General features: G+C 65.9%; 15 protein-coding genes. 10 read left to right on the forward strand and 5 right to left on the reverse strand.

All coding sequences use genetic code 11. From position 1 onward, the window contains the following. Positions 1-25: 25 nt before the first annotated feature. The gene (locus tag LJ737_RS11390) at positions 26-1,234 is read right to left on the reverse strand and encodes a DUF1501 domain-containing protein (protein WP_227765730.1); all 1,209 of its coding nucleotides are present in this window, start codon (positions 1,232-1,234) and stop codon (positions 26-28) included. An 86-nt stretch (positions 1,235-1,320) separates the two neighbouring features. Continuing rightward, complete coding sequence (locus LJ737_RS11395; RefSeq protein ID WP_227765732.1) at positions 1,321-2,793, reverse strand: DUF1800 domain-containing protein; 1,473 nt, start codon at positions 2,791-2,793, stop codon at positions 1,321-1,323. A gap of 209 nt (positions 2,794-3,002) precedes the next feature. Between LJ737_RS11395 and LJ737_RS11400 the strand changes: the two genes are divergently transcribed. Continuing rightward, positions 3,003-4,019 carry an LLM class flavin-dependent oxidoreductase gene (locus LJ737_RS11400; RefSeq protein ID WP_227765733.1) on the forward strand — a complete coding sequence of 339 codons (1,017 nt, stop codon included), beginning with the start codon at positions 3,003-3,005 and terminating at the stop codon, positions 4,017-4,019. Positions 4,020-4,272: 253 nt separating this feature from the next. On the opposite strand, the gene LJ737_RS11405 is transcribed toward LJ737_RS11400, so the two are convergent. Continuing rightward, positions 4,273-6,882, reverse strand: coding sequence for a lamin tail domain-containing protein (locus LJ737_RS11405; protein WP_227765735.1), 2,610 nt, complete (start codon positions 6,880-6,882; stop codon positions 4,273-4,275). A gap of 161 nt (positions 6,883-7,043) precedes the next feature. Between LJ737_RS11405 and LJ737_RS11410 the strand changes: the two genes are divergently transcribed. Next, entirely contained in the window at positions 7,044-8,039 is a 996-nt protein-coding gene (locus LJ737_RS11410) for an aspartate-semialdehyde dehydrogenase (RefSeq protein ID WP_227765737.1), read from the forward strand. A 197-nt stretch (positions 8,040-8,236) separates the two neighbouring features. Here LJ737_RS11410 and LJ737_RS11415 read toward each other — a convergent pair whose 3' ends face one another. Further along, on the reverse strand, positions 8,237-9,694 hold the full coding sequence (locus LJ737_RS11415; protein ID WP_227765739.1) for a TlpA family protein disulfide reductase: 1,458 nt from the start codon (positions 9,692-9,694) through the stop codon (positions 8,237-8,239). A gap of 180 nt (positions 9,695-9,874) precedes the next feature. On the opposite strand from LJ737_RS11415, the gene LJ737_RS11420 reads away from it, so the two are divergent. Further along, positions 9,875-11,032 (forward strand): TonB family protein, encoded by a 1,158-nt coding sequence (locus tag LJ737_RS11420; protein ID WP_227765741.1) that lies wholly within the window; start codon positions 9,875-9,877, stop codon positions 11,030-11,032. Between the two features lie 36 nt (positions 11,033-11,068). After that, positions 11,069-11,818 (forward strand): energy transducer TonB, encoded by a 750-nt coding sequence (locus tag LJ737_RS11425; protein WP_227765743.1) that lies wholly within the window; start codon positions 11,069-11,071, stop codon positions 11,816-11,818. A 12-nt stretch (positions 11,819-11,830) separates the two neighbouring features. Here the strand turns inward: LJ737_RS11425 and LJ737_RS11430 are convergent, their stop codons facing one another. Continuing rightward, the gene (locus tag LJ737_RS11430; RefSeq protein ID WP_227765744.1) at positions 11,831-12,595 is read right to left on the reverse strand and encodes an alpha/beta fold hydrolase; all 765 of its coding nucleotides are present in this window, start codon (positions 12,593-12,595) and stop codon (positions 11,831-11,833) included. Between the two features lie 337 nt (positions 12,596-12,932). Here LJ737_RS11430 and LJ737_RS11435 point away from each other — a divergent pair, with 337 nt between their 5' ends. From LJ737_RS11435 to LJ737_RS11460, 6 genes are all read left to right on the forward strand, one after another. Further along, the gene (locus LJ737_RS11435) at positions 12,933-14,759 is read left to right on the forward strand and encodes a capsule assembly Wzi family protein (RefSeq protein WP_227765746.1); all 1,827 of its coding nucleotides are present in this window, start codon (positions 12,933-12,935) and stop codon (positions 14,757-14,759) included. A gap of 121 nt (positions 14,760-14,880) precedes the next feature. Further along, positions 14,881-15,237, forward strand: coding sequence for a hypothetical protein (locus LJ737_RS11440; protein ID WP_227765748.1), 357 nt, complete (start codon positions 14,881-14,883; stop codon positions 15,235-15,237). 324 nt (positions 15,238-15,561) lie between these two features. Next, positions 15,562-17,412 carry an ABC transporter ATP-binding protein gene (locus tag LJ737_RS11445; RefSeq protein ID WP_227765750.1) on the forward strand — a complete coding sequence of 617 codons (1,851 nt, stop codon included), beginning with the start codon at positions 15,562-15,564 and terminating at the stop codon, positions 17,410-17,412. Positions 17,413-17,515: 103 nt separating this feature from the next. Beyond that, complete coding sequence (locus tag LJ737_RS11450) at positions 17,516-17,968, forward strand: hypothetical protein (protein WP_227765752.1); 453 nt, start codon at positions 17,516-17,518, stop codon at positions 17,966-17,968. Between the two features lie 9 nt (positions 17,969-17,977). Beyond that, positions 17,978-18,568 carry a D-sedoheptulose 7-phosphate isomerase gene (gene lpcA, locus LJ737_RS11455; protein ID WP_227765754.1) on the forward strand — a complete coding sequence of 197 codons (591 nt, stop codon included), beginning with the start codon at positions 17,978-17,980 and terminating at the stop codon, positions 18,566-18,568. A gap of 313 nt (positions 18,569-18,881) precedes the next feature. Beyond that, positions 18,882-20,420: a YifB family Mg chelatase-like AAA ATPase gene (locus tag LJ737_RS11460; protein WP_227765756.1), complete on the forward strand. Its 1,539-nt coding sequence runs from the start codon at positions 18,882-18,884 to the stop codon at positions 20,418-20,420. The last annotated feature ends 80 nt before the right edge of the window (positions 20,421-20,500 follow it).

Genomic DNA, 20,500 nt, shown 5'->3' on the forward strand with positions numbered 1-20,500 from the left:
ATTGTTCAGTCGACAATTTCCGTATTTATACCAGGCCCGGGAGCGGCGCAACGTCACGGCTCAAAATCAGCTGGTTGTCGGCACCCAGCCAGTCGTGCAGAATGCTGGCGTAGATGCTGCGGAAGTCGAGCTGGTAGCGTAGGTCGCCCGCGTCGAGGTTGGCCAGGTCGGGCGCGGCGTTGGCCACGCCGGGCTGGCACAGCTTGCCGCCGAGCAGCAGCACGTTGTTGGCCGTGCCGTGGTCGGTGCCGTTGCTGGCGTTCTGGCTCACGCGCCGGCCGAATTCTGAGAAAACCAAGACGAGCGTCGAGTCGAGGTTGCCCCCGCGCTGCAGGTCGTCGACGAAGGCGGCGAGGCCCTCGGAGAGGTCTTGCAGCAGCTTGCCCTGCTGCTCCTGCTGGCGCACGTGGGTATCGAAGCCCGACAAAGCGGTGTAGTACACGCGGGTGTCGAGGCCGGAGTTGATGAGCTCGGCCGTGGTTTTGAGGCTCTTGGCAAAGTCCGTTTGCGGGTACGCGACCTTGGACTGGTACACCTTGCTTTTCTCGAAAAGGTAGTCGGCCGAGGAGGCGGTTTCGGCCAGGGTCTTGTAGAGGTAGTCCAGCTCGCCGAGGCCGGTGGCGGCCGATTCGCGGCTGGCGGCGCTGAGCAGGCGGTTGCGGGTTAGGTCGCGGAGCTTCTGTGGGTTTTTCAGGGCCAGTCCCTTGCGCTGGGCGCCTTTCATGGCCAGGCTCAGCGTGTCGTCGACCTCGATGCCGGTGTGGCCGGTGGCGCAGCCGGCGCAGGCCGCGTCGAGGTAGCGGCCCAGCCAGCCGGTCGCCAGGTACTCATCGGCCGCCGAGCCGGTGTGCCAGATGTCCATGGAGCGGAAGTGCGAGCGGTCGGGGTTGGGGTAGCCCACGCTGTTGAGCACGGTCACGCGGCCTTGGTCGTAGAGGCCCTTGAGCGCGCTCATGTGCGGGTTCAGGGCCAGGTCTTTCTCCAGCGTCAGCAGGCCGCTGGTTTCGCGCAGGGCCAGCGTGGGCCGGGCGTTGTAGTAGAGGTCGTTGCGGTAGGGCACGATGGTGTTCAGCCCGTCGTTGCCGCCGCCGAGCTGCACCACCACGAGGCGCCGGCCGCCGGCGTCCTGCAGCGCGGGCAGGGCCTGGGCATCGAGCTTGTGCAGAAAGCGCGGCACGAACAGCAGGGTGCTGGCCAGCGCGGAGGTCTTCAGAAAGTCGCGGCGGGAGGTCATGGTGGAAGGAGGTGGGTGGACGGGCAGAAGACGATAAAGGAAACTCGGGCCGTTATGTCGAGCTTGCCTTACTCGGCGCGTGCCAGCTACATCAGCTGGTACTCGGGCAAGGACAGCAGCACGCCGACCTGCTGGCGCAGCGCCTGCTGCGGACCGCCGCCGGCGGGGGCGGCTTGGTGCAGCAGCGCCCGGTTTTCGGGGCGCAGCGGCGCTTGGAGCAGGAAACCGGCCAGCGCTTCCGGCTGCTGCTCGGCGGGCACCGTGGTCAGGAGCGCGGCCACGGTGGCTAGGCTCACGGGCGCCTCGCCCGCTTGCTTGCCGCGGCTGCGCAGCAGTCTTTCGCTGCGGGGCAGCTGCGGCGCCAGGTCGTTTTCGTCGTCCTTCAGCGCGATATTGACTTCGGCTTGCTTGAGCAGCACCTGCGGCAGCTGCAGGCGCAGCAGCAAGGACGAGGAGTCAATCCAGCTGCGGCCGCCGGGCCAGCCGGCCACGTTCGGGGGCTGAAACAAGGTCTGGCCCAAGGCTTTCTGCCAAAACACCAGCTTCTGCCCGTCGGCGGGCGCGAGGCCGGCCTGCCGCTGCAGCCCCACCAGCAGCTCCACCGGCGACTTGATGCGGGTGCCCACGTGGGCCGCGTCGTAAAACCATTCGGCCGAGAACATGCGCTCCAGCAGGTCCTGAATGTCGTAGCCCGACTGGTAAAACGCCTCGGCCAGGGGCTGGATGTGGGCGGCGTTGGGCTGGTCGTTGACGAAGAAGCGGTAGAGCTTGGTGGTCAGAAACAGCGCCGTTTCGCGGCGCGCGGTGAGCATACGCAGCACGTCCTCGCCGCCGAAATTGCCGGTTTGGCCCAAGAAGGTCTTCTGGCCGTCGTCGTGCTGACGGGCCCGAAATTCGTAGCTACCCTGGGCGTTGAAGCCCCAGCCGGTGAAGGAGCGGGCGGCCTCTTTCACGTCCTGCTCCGAGTAGTGGCCGCGGCCGATGGTGAACAGCTCCATCACCTCGCGGGCGAAGTTTTCGTTGGGGCGCTGCTTGCGGTTCTGCTGGTTGTTGAGAAACTGCAGCATGGCCGGCTCCTGGGCCACGGCCAGCAGCAGGTCGGGAAACTTGCCCAGCGCCAGCCGCCGGATGGTGTTGTTGAGCTGCAGAGCCAGGTCGGGGCGGCGCACCCGGCAGGCGAAGTGCCCGTGCCAGAAGAAGGTGAGCTTTTCGCGCAGCTGGGCCGGCGAGGTGGCCATGCGCGCCAGCCAACCGGTGTTCATGGCGTAAAAGGCGTCGCGGATCTGTTGGTTTTGCTGCTTGCGCTGCTCGGCCGTCAGCTCGCCCTTTTTCAGCGCCGGCGCCTGTGGGTCCTGCTTGAGGTCCATCGTCGGGGCGGGGCTCATGGCCAGCGCCTCGCGGTAGCGCATCTGCGGGCTGTCGAGCGGCTCGTAGGCCTGCGCGTCGTGGAGCAGCTGCCGCAGCACCTTGCGCGGGGCAAGGCCGGCCGTGGTATCCTGGGGCCGGGGCCCGAAACCCGCCCGCCAGAGCAGGTGCTGTACCCGTTGTTGCGTCGTCATGCCTGGTTGGACGGGATTAGCGCGCCAGGGTTTAACGGTTGCCCGGCAGCTTATGCCGCCACTAGCTGCCGTCGCGCGGACTCCGGTCCGCACAACGGCAGCTAGTAATCCAAACTCGCCCGAGCGGACGCGGCCGGCAGCCCGCACTGCTGGCGCCGCAGTGAACAAGCCCGCGCGAAAGGCTGTTCTCTAAGCCATTTCCAGATTCCATGAACACGAACCTAGCCGAACTGCCCCTTTCCATTCTGGAGCTGGCAGCCATCCGCGAGGGCCACACGCCCACCGATACGTTTCAACACAGCCTCACCCTGGCCCAGCACGCCGAGCAGTGGGGCTACCACCGCTTCTGGCTGGCCGAGCACCACAACATGGCCAGCATTGCCTCCTCGGCCACGGCCGTGCTCATCGGCCACATTGCCGGCGGCACGTCCACCATCCGGGTGGGCTCGGGCGGCATCATGCTGCCCAACCACGCCCCGCTTATCGTGGCCGAGCAGTTCGGCACGCTGGCCTCGCTCTACCCCGGCCGCATCGACCTGGGCCTGGGCCGCGCCCCCGGCACCGACCAGATGACCGCCCACGCGCTGCGCCGCGACTTGCAAGGCTCCGTCAACGACTTCCCACAGAACGTGCAGGAGCTGCTGACCTACCTCTCGGCCGAAAACCGCGGCAGCCGGGTGCGCGCCATTCCGGGCGAGGGACTGGATATTCCCGTCTGGCTGCTGGGCTCCAGCACCTTCAGCGCCCAGCTGGCCGCCTACTTGGGCCTGCCTTTCGCCTTTGCCAGCCACTTCGCCCCGAGCCAGCTGCAGGCCGCCCTGCACCTGTACCGCGAGAATTTCCGGCCCTCCGAGTACTTGGCCGAGCCCTACGCCGCGGCCTGCGTCAACGTCATTGCTGCCGACACCAACGAGCAAGCCGAACGGCTGGCCACGTCGTTCTACCAGCTGGCCACCAACATCGTGCGCGGCACCTCCCGGCCGCTGCAGCCGCCTGTCGAGAGCATGGCCGGGCTGTGGAGCGACATGGAGGAGGAATCGGTGCGCATGATGATGGCCTACGCTTTCATCGGCAGCCAGGCCAAGGTGCGCAAGCAGGTGGAACAGTTCGTGCAGGTCACCGGCGTGAACGAATTGCTGGTGGTGTCGCACGTCTACGACCCAGCCGCCCGCCTGCGCTCCTACGAGCTGCTGATGCAGGCGCTGCGGCAGCCGGTGGCGGTGTAAGCCTTGGCTGTCATCCTGAGCCGAAGGCGCAGAATCTTTCTTTCCCACTGTACCAACTAATAAGCGCAGCCACCAACGCCCTTTCATTCGGGCATGGTGGCTGCGCTTTTATGCTATAGCCAGAAAACGTCTGCTCGTTGTTCGCGCCGGCCGTGCCGGGTTTGAGGAAGGTCCTTGACTTCGTCGACCTACGGTTCGCTCGGCTCAGGATGACGGGCTGGTTGTGGGCACTTCGTAAGCTCGTTTTATCTACTCAGAGCCGCGCGCCTACCACCACGGTCTTCTTGTACTCCTTTTTTGCGCCGCCGCCGGGCTTGTACAGCTCGATGTGGAGCACGTAGTAGCCCACCGGGGCTTTGTGGCGGGCATCGGTGAGGCCGTCCCACTGGAAGAAGCCGGTGGTGGCTAGGCTTTCGTTACGCACGAGGCGGCGGGTAAGGCGGCCCACGGCGTCGTACACGGTGACGCTGGCAGCGTAGCCGGCCCCGTCGAGGCGGTAGCTCAGGGTGGTGTAGTCCTGCTGCCCGTCGTCGTCGGGCGTGAAGACTTCGGGCTCCACCGCAAACTGCTGGCTGCTCCCCGACTCGGCCAAGAACTGCGAGTTGCGCCGGCCCGGGGTGGCGTAGCCCACGCTGCCCGCGGCCGAGTGGAAGTTGGCGCCCCGGCTGGGCCCGTCGGGCCGCAGGCGCTCCAATGATACCCCGTCGCGGGTATCGAGCAGGGCCAGGTGCAGGCTCTCGTTGTAGTCGAACCGGTCGATGCGCTGCGGGCCGTTGATCAGTGTCACGATGCCCGCATCGTCGGGGTAACTGGGGAGCGTGAGGGTCGGCAGAAAGGCGGCCGGGTCGCTGCTGCTGGCGTACTGGGCCTGTACCACGTCGGGGCGCTGGCTGAGCACCACCAGCTGCCCGGGGGCCAGCACGTACGGTTCGCTGATGATGGTGCGGTTTTCGGCAATGCTGTCCGGGCGCACCCGCCCGATCTGCCAGCCCTGCAGGTCAATGTACTTATTGGAGCGGTTCAACAGCTCCACGAAGTCGAAGCCTTCGGTGCGCGGGTTAAACAGCACTTCGTTGATAACAATGTCGTTGACCGCCGCCGCAGAGGGCAGCACCAGCGTGGCGGAGGTCAGCGGACCGGCGCCGTTGCCCACGCAGTCGGTGGCGCGCTGCACGGTGAGGGCGTAGGGTTGGCTGGGCGTCAGCGGGGCGGCCAGCGTCAGCTCCACGGCCCGAAAATCGGCGGCGACGGGCACGGCGCGCTGCACCGCGGGGCCGCCCGTGCCCAAGCTGTAGAGGGCGGGATTAGCCGCCAGGGTGCTGTCGAGCTTTTCGGCGAAGGTCAGGCGCAGCAGCGTGGGCGTGGCGGCCACGGCGCGCAGCAACGCGGGCGCGGTGCGGTCGGCGTTGGCGGCGCGCACGGCGTTGGCGCGGGCGGGCGTGCCGCCGCTGGCGTCGGTGCTGGCCAACCAGTTGTCGGCCCCGCCGCAGGGGTTGCCGGTATCCACCATTTCCAGCGTCCAGCCGCCGTCCTTTTTGCTGTTGTCGCGGTACCAGGTGTCGGCGTAGTTCACCTCAAACAGCTGCCGGCCGTCGCGGGCGCGCAGCAGCAGTTGGTCGCCGGTGTTGCCCAGCGCCGGGAAGTTGGTCAGGCCGAACACCTTGCCGTAGCTGGCAAACTGCGCCGTGCGGGTGTTGCCGCACACCACCGCGTACTCGCCCGGCAGCAGCAGAGAGCCAGCCGGGAAAATAGCCGACGATGTGCTGCCCGGCTTGGTCAGGCGCACCCCGGCCAGGTCCAGCGGGTTGGTGGCCGAGGGGTTGTAGATTTCAATAAACTCGGACGCCGGCAGCCCTACTTGCGGCGTTTCGTCGGCCAGGATTTCGGTGATGAGCAGCTGATTCGGGCCGGGCAGCACCGGCGTACCGTTGTAGACGAACGGGGCCGTGAGCGGCCCGGTGGCCACGTTGCCGTATAGGTCTACCACGTTGCGCGCTTCCAGGGTATTCGGGCCCAGCGGGAAGGTGCCGGCAAAGGTCAGGTGCACGAGGCCGGGGTCCTGGGCGTCGCGCGCGGCGCTGCTGGCGGTGGCACCGCTGCTCAGGCGGAAAGCCGAAGCCGGGATATTGGCCGCTACCGGCTCGTTGAAGAGCACATCAAGCGTGGTGCCGCTCTGGGGCGTGGCGCTGCTCAGCTGCGGCTCCGCTTGGTCCGAGACGCGAAAGTCGTCGAAGGTGAAGGCCCGGTTGTTGGCCGAGGAATACGTCAGCAGCACGCCCAGGTACTGGCTGCGCTGGTAGGTGTTGTCGGTGGCGGTGCCCTCGCTCACGTAATTGGTGCCGCCCGTCAGGTCGCGCTCCAGCGTCCAGACGCCGGCTGGAGTGCGCGTCACGCGCACCCGCACCAGGTTGTTGGTGGTCGAGGCCAGCGTGCCGTCGGCGCCGTTGATGACGTAGCTGCCCGCGCCGCTGGCGTCCTTGCGGAACAGGGCCACCTCGTCGGGGGTGCCGCCCAGGCGCACGAAGTAGCCGCGGTTGCCGGCCGCTTTCAGGTCGGCCTGCTCCGAAATCAGCCAGACGTCGGCGAGGTTGCCGCTGGACGTGGCCAGGCGCAGATTGGCCCAGAATTCCCAGGTGGTGCCCGTGACGGCCTGCACGGGCGTGGCCAGCTGCAGCTGCGTACCGGTCACGGCCGGGCCGTTGCTCTGCAGCTGCTGGCTGGTTACCTGAAAACCAGTCGCGTCGCCGGTCCAGGCGGGGTTCTGGGTGAAGTCGCCGTCGGTAAAGGTTTCGTTGAGCTGGGCGGCGGCCGGGGCCGCCGTCGCCAATACCAGGCTTAGGGCGCGGAGTACACGTAGCAGCATAGGCAGCAAACAGGAGCAGAAAAGACTGATGCTGAGGCCGCGCGCCGGCGCGCGGCCACGTCGCACCGGTACGCAAGCTAAACCATTGGGTGCAATTCCGCGCGTTTTTGCCGATTTTTGCGGGCCGCCTCGCTTGAAGCGGTTTTTCGCTGATTCTGAAGATGAAAGTAGCCGTCGTTGGTGCCACCGGCCTCGTGGGTGGCCAGATGCTGAAAGTGCTCGAAGAGCGCAACTTCCCCGTCACCGAGTTGCTGCCCGTCGCCTCCGAAAAATCGGTGGGCCAGCTCATCGAGTTCAAGGGCCAACAGTACCCCGTGGTGAGCATGGACGACGCCGTGGCCGCCCGCCCGGCCGTGGCCATTTTCTCGGCCGGCGGCTCGGTGAGCAAGGAGCAAGCCCCGCGCTTCGCCGAAGTGGGCACGGTGGTTATCGACAACTCCTCGGCCTGGCGCATGGACCCCAGCAAGAAGCTGGTGGTGCCCGAGGTCAACGCCGCCGTACTCACGGCCGAGGATAAAATCATTGCCAATCCCAACTGCTCCACCATTCAGATGGTACTGGCCCTGAGCCGCCTGCACCAAGCATACAAGGTGGAGCGCGTGGTGGTGAGCACCTACCAGAGCGTGACGGGCACCGGCAAAAAAGCCGTCGACCAGCTCATGCAGGAGCGCGCCGGCGGCGAGGTGACTTCGCAAGCCTACCCCCACCGCATCGACCTGAACGTGCTGCCCCACATCGACGTGTTCGAGGACAACGGCTACACCAAGGAGGAAATGAAGATGGTGAAGGAGACCAAGAAAATCATGGGCGACGACTCCATCCGCGTGACGGCTACCACGGTGCGCATCCCGGTGGTGGGCGGCCACTCCGAAGCCGTGAACGTGGAATTCGCCAAGGACTTTGACCTCGTCGAGGTGCGCCGCCTGCTGGAAGAAACGCCCGGCGTGGAAGTGGTGGACGACCCGGCCAACAACCGCTACCCCATGCCCAAGGACGCCCACGGCAAGGACGCCGTGCTGGTGGGCCGCCTGCGCCGCGACGAGTCGCAGCCGAACACACTGAATATGTGGGTGGTGGCCGACAACCTGCGCAAGGGCGCCGCCACCAACGCGGTGCAGATTGCCGAGTACCTGCTGCAGCAAGGGCTGCTGAAGTAAGCTTCACCCTATTAGCCAAACGGCTCCGGATGGTACTTCATCCGGAGCCGTTCTGTTTAGGGAATGGATGTTGGCAGAATGGTGCAGAGACGCAATCTTGCGTCTCGTCGTTGAACGATGACGACCAGACATCGGCAACGATTGAGACGCAAGCATGGGTCACTACGTCGTGCAGGCACGCGTCACGGACCGGCCGTTTACTTCGCCAGGGCCTCGTTGAGCGCGTCGATGGTGGCTTGGCCGGCGCTGGGCCGGGGGGCCGCGCTGCCGCGCAGCTGGCCTTGGCGGTCGATGATGAAGTAAGCCGGGATGGACTCAATCGAATAGGCTTTGGCCGCCGGCGTCTCGAAGCCCTGGGCCCAGCCGTGGCGGGCGTTGGGGCCGGTGAGCAGGGGCTTGGCCAGGGCGCCCTTCCAGGCCGGCTCCTTGGTATCCACCGACACGTAGAGGAAAACCACGTCCTGCTTGGCGTATTTCTCGCGCAGGGCGGCGCTGGCGGGCATTTCCTGCAGGCAGGGGGCGCACCAGCTGGCCCAGAAGTCCAGATATACCACCTTGCCGCGGAAGTCCGACAGGCGCACCGGCTTGCCGGTGGCGTCGCGCACGGTGAAATCGGGAGCGGGGCGGCCGCCGCTGAGCTTGTACTTGCGCGCGTAGAGGCGCTGCACCGGGTTTACTAGCAGCGTATCACGGGTCATCTGCTGCAGGGCCGCCACGAAGGGCTGGGCCGCAGTCAGTTTCTGGCTTTGCAGCACGTACACGCAGTACTGAGCCATGACCACGTCGCGGGTGCGGCTGGAGCCGAAGTGGGCGGTGAGCTGGGCGGGCAGCTCCTTGGCCGTGACGGGCCGGGGGCTGTTGTAGAGCACGGTGGACAGGTAACATTCCAGCAGGGTTGCCCACTCGGCGCTGTGCTGGCGCATGGCCGAGTCCAGGGAGGGCAGCTGCCGCAGCCGCTCGTAGTAGCCGGGCGGAGTGGGCCAGTCTGGGTTCTGCTCCTTGCGCCGCTTCAGGTACGGGTACCACAGGTTGCCAGCGGCGGAGGCATAGGCAATGGAAGTGCGGGCAAACCGCTCGAAGTCGGCCGGCAACGGGTGCTCGGCGGCGTAGGAGCGCAGAAACGCGTGCTCGCCCTGCTGCAGCGAGTCGCTCAGGCGCTGGTCCTGCTCCGGGGTGCGCCAAGACCGGGGCGCGGCTTGGTCGCGGGCGGGTGGTGGCCCACTGGGCAGGGGAAAGTCGTAGAAGCGCAGGAAACGCTGGGCCAGGTAGTTGTTGGCGTTGGCGCCGCGGCCGGTATAAGTCAGCGTTTCGTCGAACTGCTCGGCGTCGAGGGCCAGGTGCAGCTCGTCGCCGGGGGTCAGGTACAGCTCGGCCGTTTCGCCGCCGTGCACAAACTCGGCCTGCTGGCCAAACGGGAGGTCGGGCACCTCCAGGCGGAAGTTATTGGCCTCGTCCAGCTCGCCCCAAACGGCGCGCAGGGGGCGCCGGGTGACGGGGTGATTCCCGAGAAACAAGGCTACGCGGCGACTGGCCGGGTGCTCGATGTGGCCCGTGACGACGGTGGGCAAGGGGGCCGCGGCGCGGGCGGCGGAACCCAGCAGCAGGAGCAGACCCAGCAGCCAGTGCGCGGGCTGGGCGCGTAAACAGAACTTCATACAAGCGTAGCGAATAGGATTCGGGCGAATGCCGCCGAAAAGTATTTATTCCGCAAGATATAAGCAGCACGGCAACCAGTTCCACGCTAGTGTTCCTCTCGCAACCCGAGCTGGCACGCCGGTGCCCTGCGTATCTTGCAAGGCAGATTCGTCTGATATTCCCGTTTTATTCGATTTTTAATGCATTTCCGCATTATACTGGCGGGCCTGACGCTGGCCGCCGCTACCGCCCAAGCCCAAACCGCCCCGGCCGGCGACACCGTGCACGTCGGCGGCAAAGTGTACACCTATGTGGAGCAAATGCCCCAGCCTACCGGCGGCATGGATGCCCTGAAGCAGTACCTGCGTCAAACCCTGCAATACCCGCCCGAGGCCCTGCAGCAGCGCATCGAAGGCCGGGTGTTCGTCAATTTCGTGGTGAATGTCGCCGGCGGTATTGAGCAGGCCAAAGTGCTGCAGAACCCCGACCCGCGGCTGGGCGCCGAGGCCCTGCGCGTGGTAAGCCAGATGCCGGCCTGGGAACCGGGCCGGCAGAACGGCCGCCCGGTGAGCGTGCTCTACACCTTGCCCGTCACCTTCAGCCTGCCGCCCGTGACGCCCGCGCTGAGCGGGCAGCGCCCGGCGGCCGAAGGCCAGCCGGCCCGGCCCGTGGGCGGGCAGCGGGCGTTGGAAGAATTCCTGAAAACAGCTCTGCACTACCCCGAGGCCGCCCGCCAGGCCCAGGCCTCGGCGCTGGTATTCGTGAAGCTGGAGCTCGACTCGCTGGGGCAGGTGGGCAAAACCTACGTGCTCACCGACATGCACCAGCAAGCCCAGCGCGGCGCCGACAAGAAAGCCCTGCGCCAGGCCCACGAGCAGATGACCGCGGCCGCCGCCGAGGCGTTGCGCCAACCGGGCCTGCGCTGGCAGCCGGCCCTGCGCCAGGGCCGGCCCATCAAAAGTTCTACCATTGTGCCCATCCTGTTTCAAGGCGCGACGGGCACGGCAGGCGTCACGCCGGGGCTGCACCTGTTTCCCATGGTCATGCCGTCGGTGGAGGGCGGCGTGGCTTCGCTGACCAAATTTCTGGGGCAGAACATCCGCTACCCGGTGGAAGCGCTGCGCGGGCGCACCGAAGGCAAGCTCATGGTGCTCTTCGAAGTGAGCGAAGCCGGCCTGGTGGAAAATCCGGTGGTTATCCAGTCCGTGTCGCCCGAAATCGACGCCGAAGCGCTGCGGGTGGTGGCGCAGCTGCCGCCCATGTTTCCGGCGCTGGAAGAAGGCAAGCCCGTGCGCAGCTACCTCATTGTCCCGCTCTCCTTCAAGATTCGCACGACCGTCACCCGCACGGGCCGCTAGTCGCGGCTTCGGCTCCACCCCTTATCCTATCCATCTATGCATTTCCGCATTCTGCTGGCGGGCCTGACGCTGGCCGCCGCTACTGCCCATGCCCAAACCGTCCCGGCCGGCGACACCGTGCGCGTCGGCGGCAAGGTCTACACCTATGTGGAGCAGATGCCCCAGCCGCCGGGCGGCATGCCGGGCCTGATGCAGTTTCTGGGCAGCCAGCTGCAGTACCCAGCCGAAGCCCAGCAGCAGCGCATCGAGGGCAAGGTGTTCGTCACGTTCGTCGTCAACACGGAGGGGCGCATCGAGCAAGCCCGGGTGAGCAAGGGCGCCCACGCCCTGCTCGACGCAGAAGCCCTGCGCGTGATTCAGCTGATGCCGGCCTGGACCCCGGGCCGGCAACTAGGCCGCCCGGTGAACGTGGCCTATACCGTGCCGGTCAATTTTCGGCTGCCCCCCGCCGAGCCGGCCGCGGCCTCGCCCAAGTACCCCTTCGACGTGATGGCCGAGCCGCCGGGCGGCATGGCCGGGCTGATGCGCACCATGGCCAAAACCCTGCGCTACCCGGCCGAGGCCCGGGCGCAGGGCGCGCAGGGGCGGGTGTTCGTGCAGTTTGTGCTCGATTCGACCGGGCAGGTGCAGCAGCCGGTGGTGGTGAAGAGCGTGCACCCGCTGCTCGACGCGGAGGCGGTGCGCGTCATCCAGACCATGCCGCGCTGGAAACCAGCCCTCTACCAGGGTCGGCCGGTGCCCGTGTCGATGACCGTGCCCGTCACGTTCGGCCTGCCTGGCCGGTAGCCGCGCGGCCGCTTATTCCTCGCGTTCGAACACGCGCCCGGCGAAGTCGAGCACGGCGCGGCGCGTCACCTCGGGCTGCTCGAAGAAGCCCACGTGGCCCACGCCGTCGAGGATGAGCACGTGGCTTTCGGTGGGCAGGGTGAGCTGGGGCAGCAGGCTTTCCACGGTCACGGCCACGTCGTCCTTGCCGATGATGAACTGCACCGGGTAGCGGGCCTTGCGCAGCACTTCGGTGCGGTCGGGGCGCTGCTTCATGGCTTTTAGCGCGCCGATGATGCTGTCCTGAGGGGTAGCCTTACCGATTTCTTCGAGGAAGCAGCGTTCATCCACGAGCTTTTCGCGGTTGGCCGGGGCGAAGAGCGGGCGCACGAAGGAGTCCATGAACTTCTCCACGCCGTGGCGCTGGATGAAGTCGATGTTTTTGTCGCGGTTGGCTTTGCGCTCCTCGGTGTCGGGCAGGGCGGTGCTGTGAAACAGCGAGAGGCCGGCCACCATGCTGGGGTAGCGCTCGGCAAAAGCCAGGGCCACGTAGCCGCCCATGCTGTGGCACACGAACACGGCCCGCTCGACGCCGCGCTGGCGCAGGTACTCGGCCAGGTAGCGGGCCTGGGCTTCCATGGAGAAGTCGCGGATGTCGTGCACGTTGGTGCCGAAGCCGAGCAGGTTGGGCGTGACGAGGCGGTAGTCGTCGGGAAAGTCGCGGGTGAAGGCGGTCCAGACTTCGCGGCTTTCGGCAAAACCGTGCAGCAGCACGATGGTCGGTTGGGCGGTGCTCATGGCAACGGGCGTGAGGGTGCGGGAACGGCAAATCTACGCGGCGCAGGCGGCTTGCGCTGCGTAGGGCGGCGGAAGGCGGCAAGGGGCGGGGCCGTGTAGCGTGTCGAAAGAATGGAGTAACGGGTTGACGGCTCCGGAACTGGTGGCAACGGTTTCGCATCTGGTGCCGACGGCATAGAGCAGCGTGTCGACGGGGCCGAAAACGGTGTTAGTGGCATGTAGGGGCGCGTCGTAATGTATTAATTGCGTAGCCCCGGGGGCAGAACGGGTGGGATTCAGGGTTGCATTGTAGCTTCGCCGGGGCGGCTTGCGTATGCAGGCCGCTTACCCTTTCGCTATGAACCGACTTCTTCCCCGGCTGGGCTTTGGCCTGCTGCTGACCGGTGCCGCCTCGCCCCTGCTGGCGCAGGTGACCGATACAACCCAAACGCCCACGCCGACCCCGGCCACGTTGCCGGTTGCGGCCCCGGCTCCCTTCGTGCCCTCACCCGTGGCGCCGACGCCCCCGGCGCCAGCCCGCCTCGACGTGACGGACCCCAAAGCGCCGCTGCAGGCGCCGGTGTACGTGCCGCTTGATCAGGACGTGTACCGGCTCATTGACCGCTACGCCATCAAGTACGGCCCCGATTCGGCGGGCGACATCCACACCTCCACGCGGCCCTACAACCGGGCGGCCGTGGCGCGGCTGGCAGCGCGCATGGCCGCCGCGGGCCGGGTGGATGAGTTCAACCAAGCCTACCTGCAGCAGGACAACTGGACGCACTCGGCCGCCGGGCCGGCCGAGAGCAAGCGGCCCATCCTGAAGCACTTCTACCGCACGCCCACCGACCTGTTCAGCGTCAACTCGCCCGACTTCCAGCTGCGCGTGAACCCGGTGCTGAACCTGCAGGTGGGCGGCGGTTCCGACGGCTTCCTCTACACCAACACCCGCGGGGCGCAGGTGGAAGGCACCATCGACAAGCGCCTGGGCTTCTATACCTACTTCACCGACACGCAGATGCGGGTGCCGGAGTACGTAGCCGGCCGCATCCGCCGTGACAACGCCGTGCCGCACGAGGGCTACTGGAAGTACTTCAAGAACCAGCAAAACCAGTTCGACTTCCTCACCGCCCGGGGCTACATCACCTACGCTGCCACCCGCCACATCAACGTGCAGCTGGGCCACGACCGCAACGTCATCGGCAACGGCTACCGCTCGTTGATTTTGTCGGATTTCTCGGCGCCGTACTTCTTCCTGAAGCTGAACACGCGCGTCTGGAAGCTGAACTACCAGAACCTCTTCGCCGAGCTGACCGCGGAGCGGCGCAACATCGACACGGTGTTTCAGAAGAAGTACATGGCCCTGCACCACCTCAGCGTCGACATCACGCCGGGGCTGAACGTGGGCCTGTTCGAGTCGACCATGTTCGGGCGCGGCAAGGGGCGCTTCGAGCTGCAGTACCTGAACCCCATCATCTTCTACCGCAGCGTGGAGCAGGCCGTCGGCTCGAACGACAACGCCATCCTCGGCGCCGACTTCCGCTGGAACATCAAGCGCCGCGCCCAGCTCTACGGCCAAGTGGTGCTCGACGAGTTGGTGGTGAGCCAGGTGCGCTCGGGCAACGGCTGGTGGGCCAACAAGCAGGCCTTCCAGGTGGGCGGCAAGTACCTCGACGTGTTCGGCCTCTCGAACCTGGACTTGCAGGTGGAGTACAACTTCATTCGCCCCTACACCTACCAGCACCTCGACCTGTACCGCGCCTACGAGCACTACGGGCAGCCGCTGGCCCACCCCATCGGGGCCAACCTGCGGGAGCTGTTCGGGCAGCTGAGCTACCAGCCGCTGCCCCGCCTGACCCTGGTGGGCAAGGGCTTTTACTCGGTGTACGGCGAGGACGTGACGGTGTTGGACGAACTGGGCCGGCCCAAGCTGCTCAACTACGGCGGCAACGTGCTGCAGCCCTACACCACCCGGGTGCAGGATTACAACAACGTGGTGGCCCAAGGCCGCCGCGTGGAGCAGCTCTTCGCCGACTTCACCGCTACCTGGATGGCCCGGCCCAACCTCTGGCTCGACGCCAAGCTGGTGGCCCGCAGCGCCCGGGCCGACGGCACCCGCACCACGGGCGTGTACCCCTCGCTGGCCCTGCGCTGGAACGCGGCCCAGCGCCTGCACGAGTTTTAAGCCCGGGGCACGGCTAAGTTGTCCGAATCACCCTAATTTTGAGGACGATTGTCGTTCGGTGGTGCCACGGCTTGCAGTCGTGGCATCATTCGTTTTATGCCGGCTTATTCCCCTTACCCCCATGCAGACTACCGCTACCATCACGCTCTACCGCCCCGTTAACCAGGCCGAATTGGACCTCATTGCGCAAAGCGGCTGGCAGGCGTTTCCGCCGCGTCTGCCCGAGCAGCCCATCTTTTACCCCGTTACCAACGAGGCCTACGCGGTCCAGATTGCCCGCGACTGGAACGTGCCCTACTACGGCGTGGGCTACGTGCTGCGCTTTGAGGTGGGCGCAGCCTATGCCGCCCGCTTCCCGGTGCAAAACGTGGGCGGCCCCGAGCACGACGAGCTGTGGGTGCCGGCCGAGGAGCTGGCCGAATTCAACCTGCACATCCTCGGCCCAATTGAAGTGACCCAGACCTTCCGGCGCGAGTAAGCGATGCACTGGCAGTCATTGCGAGCGAAGCGCGGCAATCCTTCCTCTCGCGGCACGTCGGCTCAGCTGGCAGCCCCCATTACCTCCGCTCGGAACCAAGTACCTGGGGTTACGGGCGGGGGTGTTTTTTGGGTAGCAAGCATTGTATCGGCGGTGCTACTAGCGGACCGATTGCCGCGCTTCGCTCGCAATGACTACTGGGTACTACCGCCCGCAGCCGGTGCCACAATCGGTGTTGGCTCGGCCGGCGCGGGCGGTTAAGGTATTCGGCCGGGTGTAGCGTCGAATAGCGTAGCCCCGCCGGGGGTTACCTTTGTGCTTTCGATGAAGACATACCTGCGCATTCTCAGTTTTGCCCGGCCCTACGCCGACTTCGTGCCGCTGTACTTTCTGTACACGGTGCTGGGCATTTTCTTCGGCATTGCCAATTTCAGCCTGGTCATTCCGCTGCTCAACGTGCTCTTCGGGGTGGAAGGCAAGGAGCCCCTGCCGACGGTGGCGCCGCCCTTCACGCTGAGCCTGGACTACGTGACGGGCACCTTCAACTACTATTTTGGGCAGGTGGTGGCCACCGAAGGACGCATGGGGGCCCTGGGCTTCGTGTGCGGCGTCATCGTGGTGTCCGTGTTTTTCAGCAACTTGTTTCGCTACCTCAGCCTGCGCCTGGTGGCGCGGGTGCGGGCCCGGGTAATTCGCCAGATGCGGGCGGCGCTCTACCAAAACGTGACGCGCCTGCCGCTGGGCTACTTCTCGGCCACGCGCAAGGGCGACATGATGTCGCGCTTTACCAGCGACGTGCAGGAAGTAGAAACCTCCGTTATCAACACGCTGCAATCGGTGGTGCGCGAGCCGCTAACCATCTTTTTCATGTTCGCGGTGCTCTTCAGCATGTCGGTGAAGCTCACGCTGTTTACCCTGATTCTGCTGCCGATTTCGGGCGGGCTGATTGCGGGCGTGTCGAAGCGGCTGCGCACGCACGCCAAGACCAGCCAGTCGACCTTGGGCACCATGCTCTCGGTGATTGACGAGACGTTGGGCGGCATGCGCGTCATCAAGGCCTTCAACGCCGAGCCCTACGTGACGGAGAAGTTTCACGAGCAAAACGAGCAGTACACCAAGACGCAGCGCCGCATCGACAACACCCGCGACCTGGCCTCGCCCTTCTCCGAGTTTGCGGGCGTGATGGTGGTGGCCGGCCTGCTGTACTACGGCGGCTCCCTGGTGCTCAGCGGCACGGCTGGCCTGAGCCCGGCGTCCTTTATCACTTACATCATCCTGTTTTCGCAGATTCTGGTGCCGGCCAAGGCCCTCTCGTCCTCGTTCAGCAACATTCAGCGCGGCCTGGTGGCCGGTGAGCGGGTGCTGAGCATCATCGACACCGAGCCCAGCATCAAGGACAAGCCCGGCGCCGCGACGCTGCCCGCGTTCCGGCACGAAATCGAGTTCAGCGGCGTGGGCTTCGGCTACGGCGGCGAGGACGGGCGGCAGGTGCTCAGCGACATCAACCTCACTGTAGCCAAGGGCAAAACCGTGGCGCTGGTGGGGCCCTCGGGCGGCGGCAAAAGCACCCTGGCCGACCTGCTCCCGCGCTTCTACGACGTGACCGAGGGCAGCATCCGCATCGACGGCCAGGATCTGCGCGACTGCACCGTGCACTCGGTGCGCGAGCAGATGGGCATCGTCACGCAGGAAAGCATCCTGTTCAACGACACCATCTTCAACAACATCCGCTTCAACAAGCTCGACGCCACCGAAGCCGAGGTCATCGAAGCGGCCAAAATTGCCAACGCCCACGAGTTCATCATGGCCGCCCCCGACGGGTACCAGACCATGATTGGCGACCGGGGCGCGCGCCTCTCGGGCGGGCAACGGCAGCGCCTGAGCATTGCCCGCGCCATCCTGCGCAACCCGCCCATTCTCATCCTGGACGAAGCCACCTCGGCCCTCGACACCGAAAGCGAAAAGCTGGTGCAGGAAGCCCTCACGCGCCTGATGACCAACCGCACCTCGCTGGTTATTGCCCACCGCCTGAGCACCGTGCAGCACGCCGACGAAATCGTGGTGCTGCAAAACGGCCGCATTGCCGAACGCGGCACCCACGACGAGCTGCTGCTGCGCCCCGACGGCCTCTACGCCCGCCTGAGCCGCATGCAGAACAACCCGGCGCTGGCGTAAACGCCGCCCCGGCACCACATCCGAACCCCAGCATGCGTAAAAGGGTATATTTCGCCGCCGACGCCCGTTGGCGGCTTCCACACCCTCACTCCTCCCCTTCCCCATGTTGATTATTCGCCGTATTGCCACCGTCGCCGTGATGGTGTACTTGCTGCTCACCGTGCTGTTCGTCGTGACGGGCGGCGCCCGCGACGCCATGATGGCGCTGACCGGCAACCAGAACCCGGCCGAATTCTGGTACGTGATGACGCTCATCGGCGCGGGCCTGCTGCTGCTGCTGCTGCTCACCGAAAACGCCTACAACGTGGCCATGCGCCGCGACATCAGCCGCCACGAGCTTAAGGTCAACGAACTGAAAGCCAAGCTCTACGACCACCAGCTGGAGCAGCGCGACCGGGACGTGCGCCCCGTAGCGGCCACCACTGTGCCCCGCCCCGAGCCGGCCCCCGGCGCCATTCCGCGCGGCAGCATGACGCCCCCGCCCGCCACGCCCTACTCCGGCGACGACCATCCCACCGACACCACGGTGCGCCCCTCAGACCGCCCGCTGATGTAACTTTGCCGCGTGGCAGACAACACCCTTTCCGACCTTATCCGGGCTGAGCTGACCGAAGCCCGCAGCGTGCTCGACCGGTTCCTGACCGAACCCCAGCACATCCAGTCCATCGAACGGGCCGCGCGGCTCGTGGCCGACAGCCTTCAGCAGGGCGGCAAAGTGCTGACCTGCGGCAACGGCGGCTCCTTGTGCGACGCCCAGCACTTCGCCGAGGAGCTGAGCGGGCGCTACCGCCAGGACCGCCCCGCCTTGGCCGCCATTGCCCTGACGGAAGCCTCGCACATGACCTGCGTGGCCAACGACTACGGCTTCGAGTTTGTGTTCAGCCGCTTTGTGCAGGCCCTGGGCCGCCCCGGCGACGTGCTGCTGGCCATTAGCACCAGCGGCAACTCGCCCAACATCCTGCGCGCGGCCGAAGCTGCCAAAGCCGCCGGCCTGCAGGTCATTGCCCTCACCGGCAAGGACGGCGGGCAGCTGGCCGCCCTGGCCGACGTGGAAATCCGGGCCCCGCACCACGGCTACGCCGACCGGATTCAGGAAATCCACATCAAGGCCATTCACATCATGATCATGCTCATCGAGCAGTTGGTGGCGGCGTAATTCTGCCAGTAGATAAAAAGCAGCCCGTCATCCTGAGGCGCAGCCGAAGGACCTTCCTCGCACCCCGCACTAACTAAGAAGCGCAGCCACTAATGCCCCATCGTAAGGGCCGCGGTGGCTGCGCTTCTTAGTTAGCTGCCTTTAGCAGAAAGGCGTCGGCAGCGGCGGTGCAGGCTTTGAGGAAGGTCCTTCGGCTGCGCCGTACGCCAGATGAAGGATGACGTCCTGATGTTGCCCACGATGCCGGCCTGATTTCATTGCCCAGCCTCCGGGCATCCTTATCTTCGCCCTCCCTCTCTTGCATTTTATCTCTATGGTTACCAAGACCTACGGCTCGGCCGTGCAGGGCGTTAATGCCTATACCATTACTATTGAAGTCGTTGTATCTCAGGGCATGGGCTTTTTCGTGGTGGGCCTGCCCGATAACGCCATCAAGGAAAGCCAGCAGCGCATCGAGGCGGCCATGCGGGTGCGGGGCTACAACATGCCGCGCACCAAGGTAGTAGTGAACATGGCCCCGGCCGACATTCGCAAGGAAGGCTCGGCGTATGACTTGGCCATCGCGCTGGGCATTCTGCACGCCTCCCAGCAAATCAGCACCGAGCGGTTGGGCGAGTACATCATCATGGGCGAACTGGCGCTGGACGGGGAGCTGCGGCCCATTAAGGGCGTGCTGCCCATTGCCATTCAGGCCCGCAAGGAGGGCTTTAAGGGCTTTATCCTGCCCCGACAAAATGCTCAGGAAGCCGCCATCGTCAACAACCTCGACGTGATTCCCGTCGACACCATGCAGCAGGCCATCGATTTTGTGGAAGGCCGCGCCGCAATCGAGCCGCTGACGGTGGACACCCGCGACGTGTTCATGCACTCGGCCAACCAGTACGCCGCCGACTTCGCCGACGTGCAGGGCCAGGAAAACATCAAGCGGGCCCTGGAAATAGCCGCGGCCGGCGGGCACAACGTCATCATGATTGGGCCGCCCGGCGCGGGCAAGACCATGCTGGCCAAGCGCCTGCCCAGCATCCTGCCGGCCCTGACTATGCTGGAAGCGTTGGAAGCCACTAAGATTCACTCGGTAGCCGGTAAGCTCGGCACCAATGCTTCGCTGCTGAACACCCGCCCCTTCCGGGCCCCGCACCACACCATTTCGGACGTGGCGCTGGTGGGCGGGGGCGGCAACCCGCAGCCCGGCGAAATTTCCCTGGCGCACAACGGCGTGCTGTTTCTGGACGAGCTGCCCGAATTTAAGCGCACGGTGCTGGAGGTGATGCGCCAGCCCCTGGAGGAGCGCCGCGTGACCATTTCGCGGGCCAAGGTCAGCATCGACTTCCCGGCCAATTTCATGCTCATTGCCAGCATGAACCCCTGCCCCTGCGGCTACTACAACCACCCGGACAAAGAATGCGTGTGCGGGCCCGGCGTGGTGCAGAAGTACCTGAACAAAGTCTCCGGCCCGCTGCTCGACCGCATCGACCTGCACGTGGAAGTGACGCCGGTGACCTTCGACCAGATGACCGAGACGCGCCGCTCCGAGAGCAGCGGCACCATTCAGGAGCGCGTGGAGCAGGCCCGGCAGGTGCAGGCCGCCCGGTTCCATAATTTCCCCGACATCCATTCCAACGCCATGATGCCCTCGCAGATGGTCAAGGACATCTGCCAGATCAACCCGGCGGGTCGCACCTTGCTCAAGACGGCCATGGAGCGCCTCGGTCTTTCGGCCCGGGCCTACGACCGGATCCTCAAAGTAGCCCGCACCATTGCCGACCTGGCCGGCAGCGAAGAAATCCGCATCGAGCACCTGGCCGAGGCTATTCAGTACCGCAGCCTCGACCGGGAAGGCTGGGCCGGGTAGCCCCCGCCGCAGCGCCCTTCTTGCTCCGTCGCCCCGGCGCAGCGCCTCACTGAGGACGGCACCGGGGCGACGGTATTTGG

The organism is Hymenobacter sp. 15J16-1T3B (assembly GCF_020711235.1).
Taxonomy (GTDB): Bacteria; Bacteroidota; Bacteroidia; order Cytophagales; family Hymenobacteraceae; genus Solirubrum.

Excerpts from the sequence above, each read along its gene's own strand:
- LJ737_RS11390 (WP_227765730.1), bottom strand. The coding sequence starts at position 1,234 with ATGACCTCCCGCCGCGACTTTCTGAAGACCTCCGCGCTGGCCAGCACC.
- LJ737_RS11395 (WP_227765732.1), bottom strand. The coding sequence starts at position 2,793 with ATGACGACGCAACAACGGGTACAGCACCTGCTCTGGCGGGCGGGTTTC.
- LJ737_RS11400 (WP_227765733.1), top strand. The coding sequence starts at position 3,003 with ATGAACACGAACCTAGCCGAACTGCCCCTTTCCATTCTGGAGCTGGCA.
- LJ737_RS11405 (WP_227765735.1), bottom strand. The coding sequence starts at position 6,882 with ATGCTGCTACGTGTACTCCGCGCCCTAAGCCTGGTATTGGCGACGGCG.
- LJ737_RS11410 (WP_227765737.1), top strand. The coding sequence starts at position 7,044 with ATGAAAGTAGCCGTCGTTGGTGCCACCGGCCTCGTGGGTGGCCAGATG.
- LJ737_RS11415 (WP_227765739.1), bottom strand. The coding sequence starts at position 9,694 with ATGAAGTTCTGTTTACGCGCCCAGCCCGCGCACTGGCTGCTGGGTCTG.
- LJ737_RS11420 (WP_227765741.1), top strand. The coding sequence starts at position 9,875 with ATGCATTTCCGCATTATACTGGCGGGCCTGACGCTGGCCGCCGCTACC.
- LJ737_RS11425 (WP_227765743.1), top strand. The coding sequence starts at position 11,069 with ATGCATTTCCGCATTCTGCTGGCGGGCCTGACGCTGGCCGCCGCTACT.
- LJ737_RS11430 (WP_227765744.1), bottom strand. The coding sequence starts at position 12,595 with ATGAGCACCGCCCAACCGACCATCGTGCTGCTGCACGGTTTTGCCGAA.
- LJ737_RS11435 (WP_227765746.1), top strand. The coding sequence starts at position 12,933 with ATGAACCGACTTCTTCCCCGGCTGGGCTTTGGCCTGCTGCTGACCGGT.
- LJ737_RS11440 (WP_227765748.1), top strand. The coding sequence starts at position 14,881 with ATGCAGACTACCGCTACCATCACGCTCTACCGCCCCGTTAACCAGGCC.
- LJ737_RS11445 (WP_227765750.1), top strand. The coding sequence starts at position 15,562 with ATGAAGACATACCTGCGCATTCTCAGTTTTGCCCGGCCCTACGCCGAC.
- LJ737_RS11450 (WP_227765752.1), top strand. The coding sequence starts at position 17,516 with ATGTTGATTATTCGCCGTATTGCCACCGTCGCCGTGATGGTGTACTTG.
- LJ737_RS11460 (WP_227765756.1), top strand. The coding sequence starts at position 18,882 with ATGGTTACCAAGACCTACGGCTCGGCCGTGCAGGGCGTTAATGCCTAT.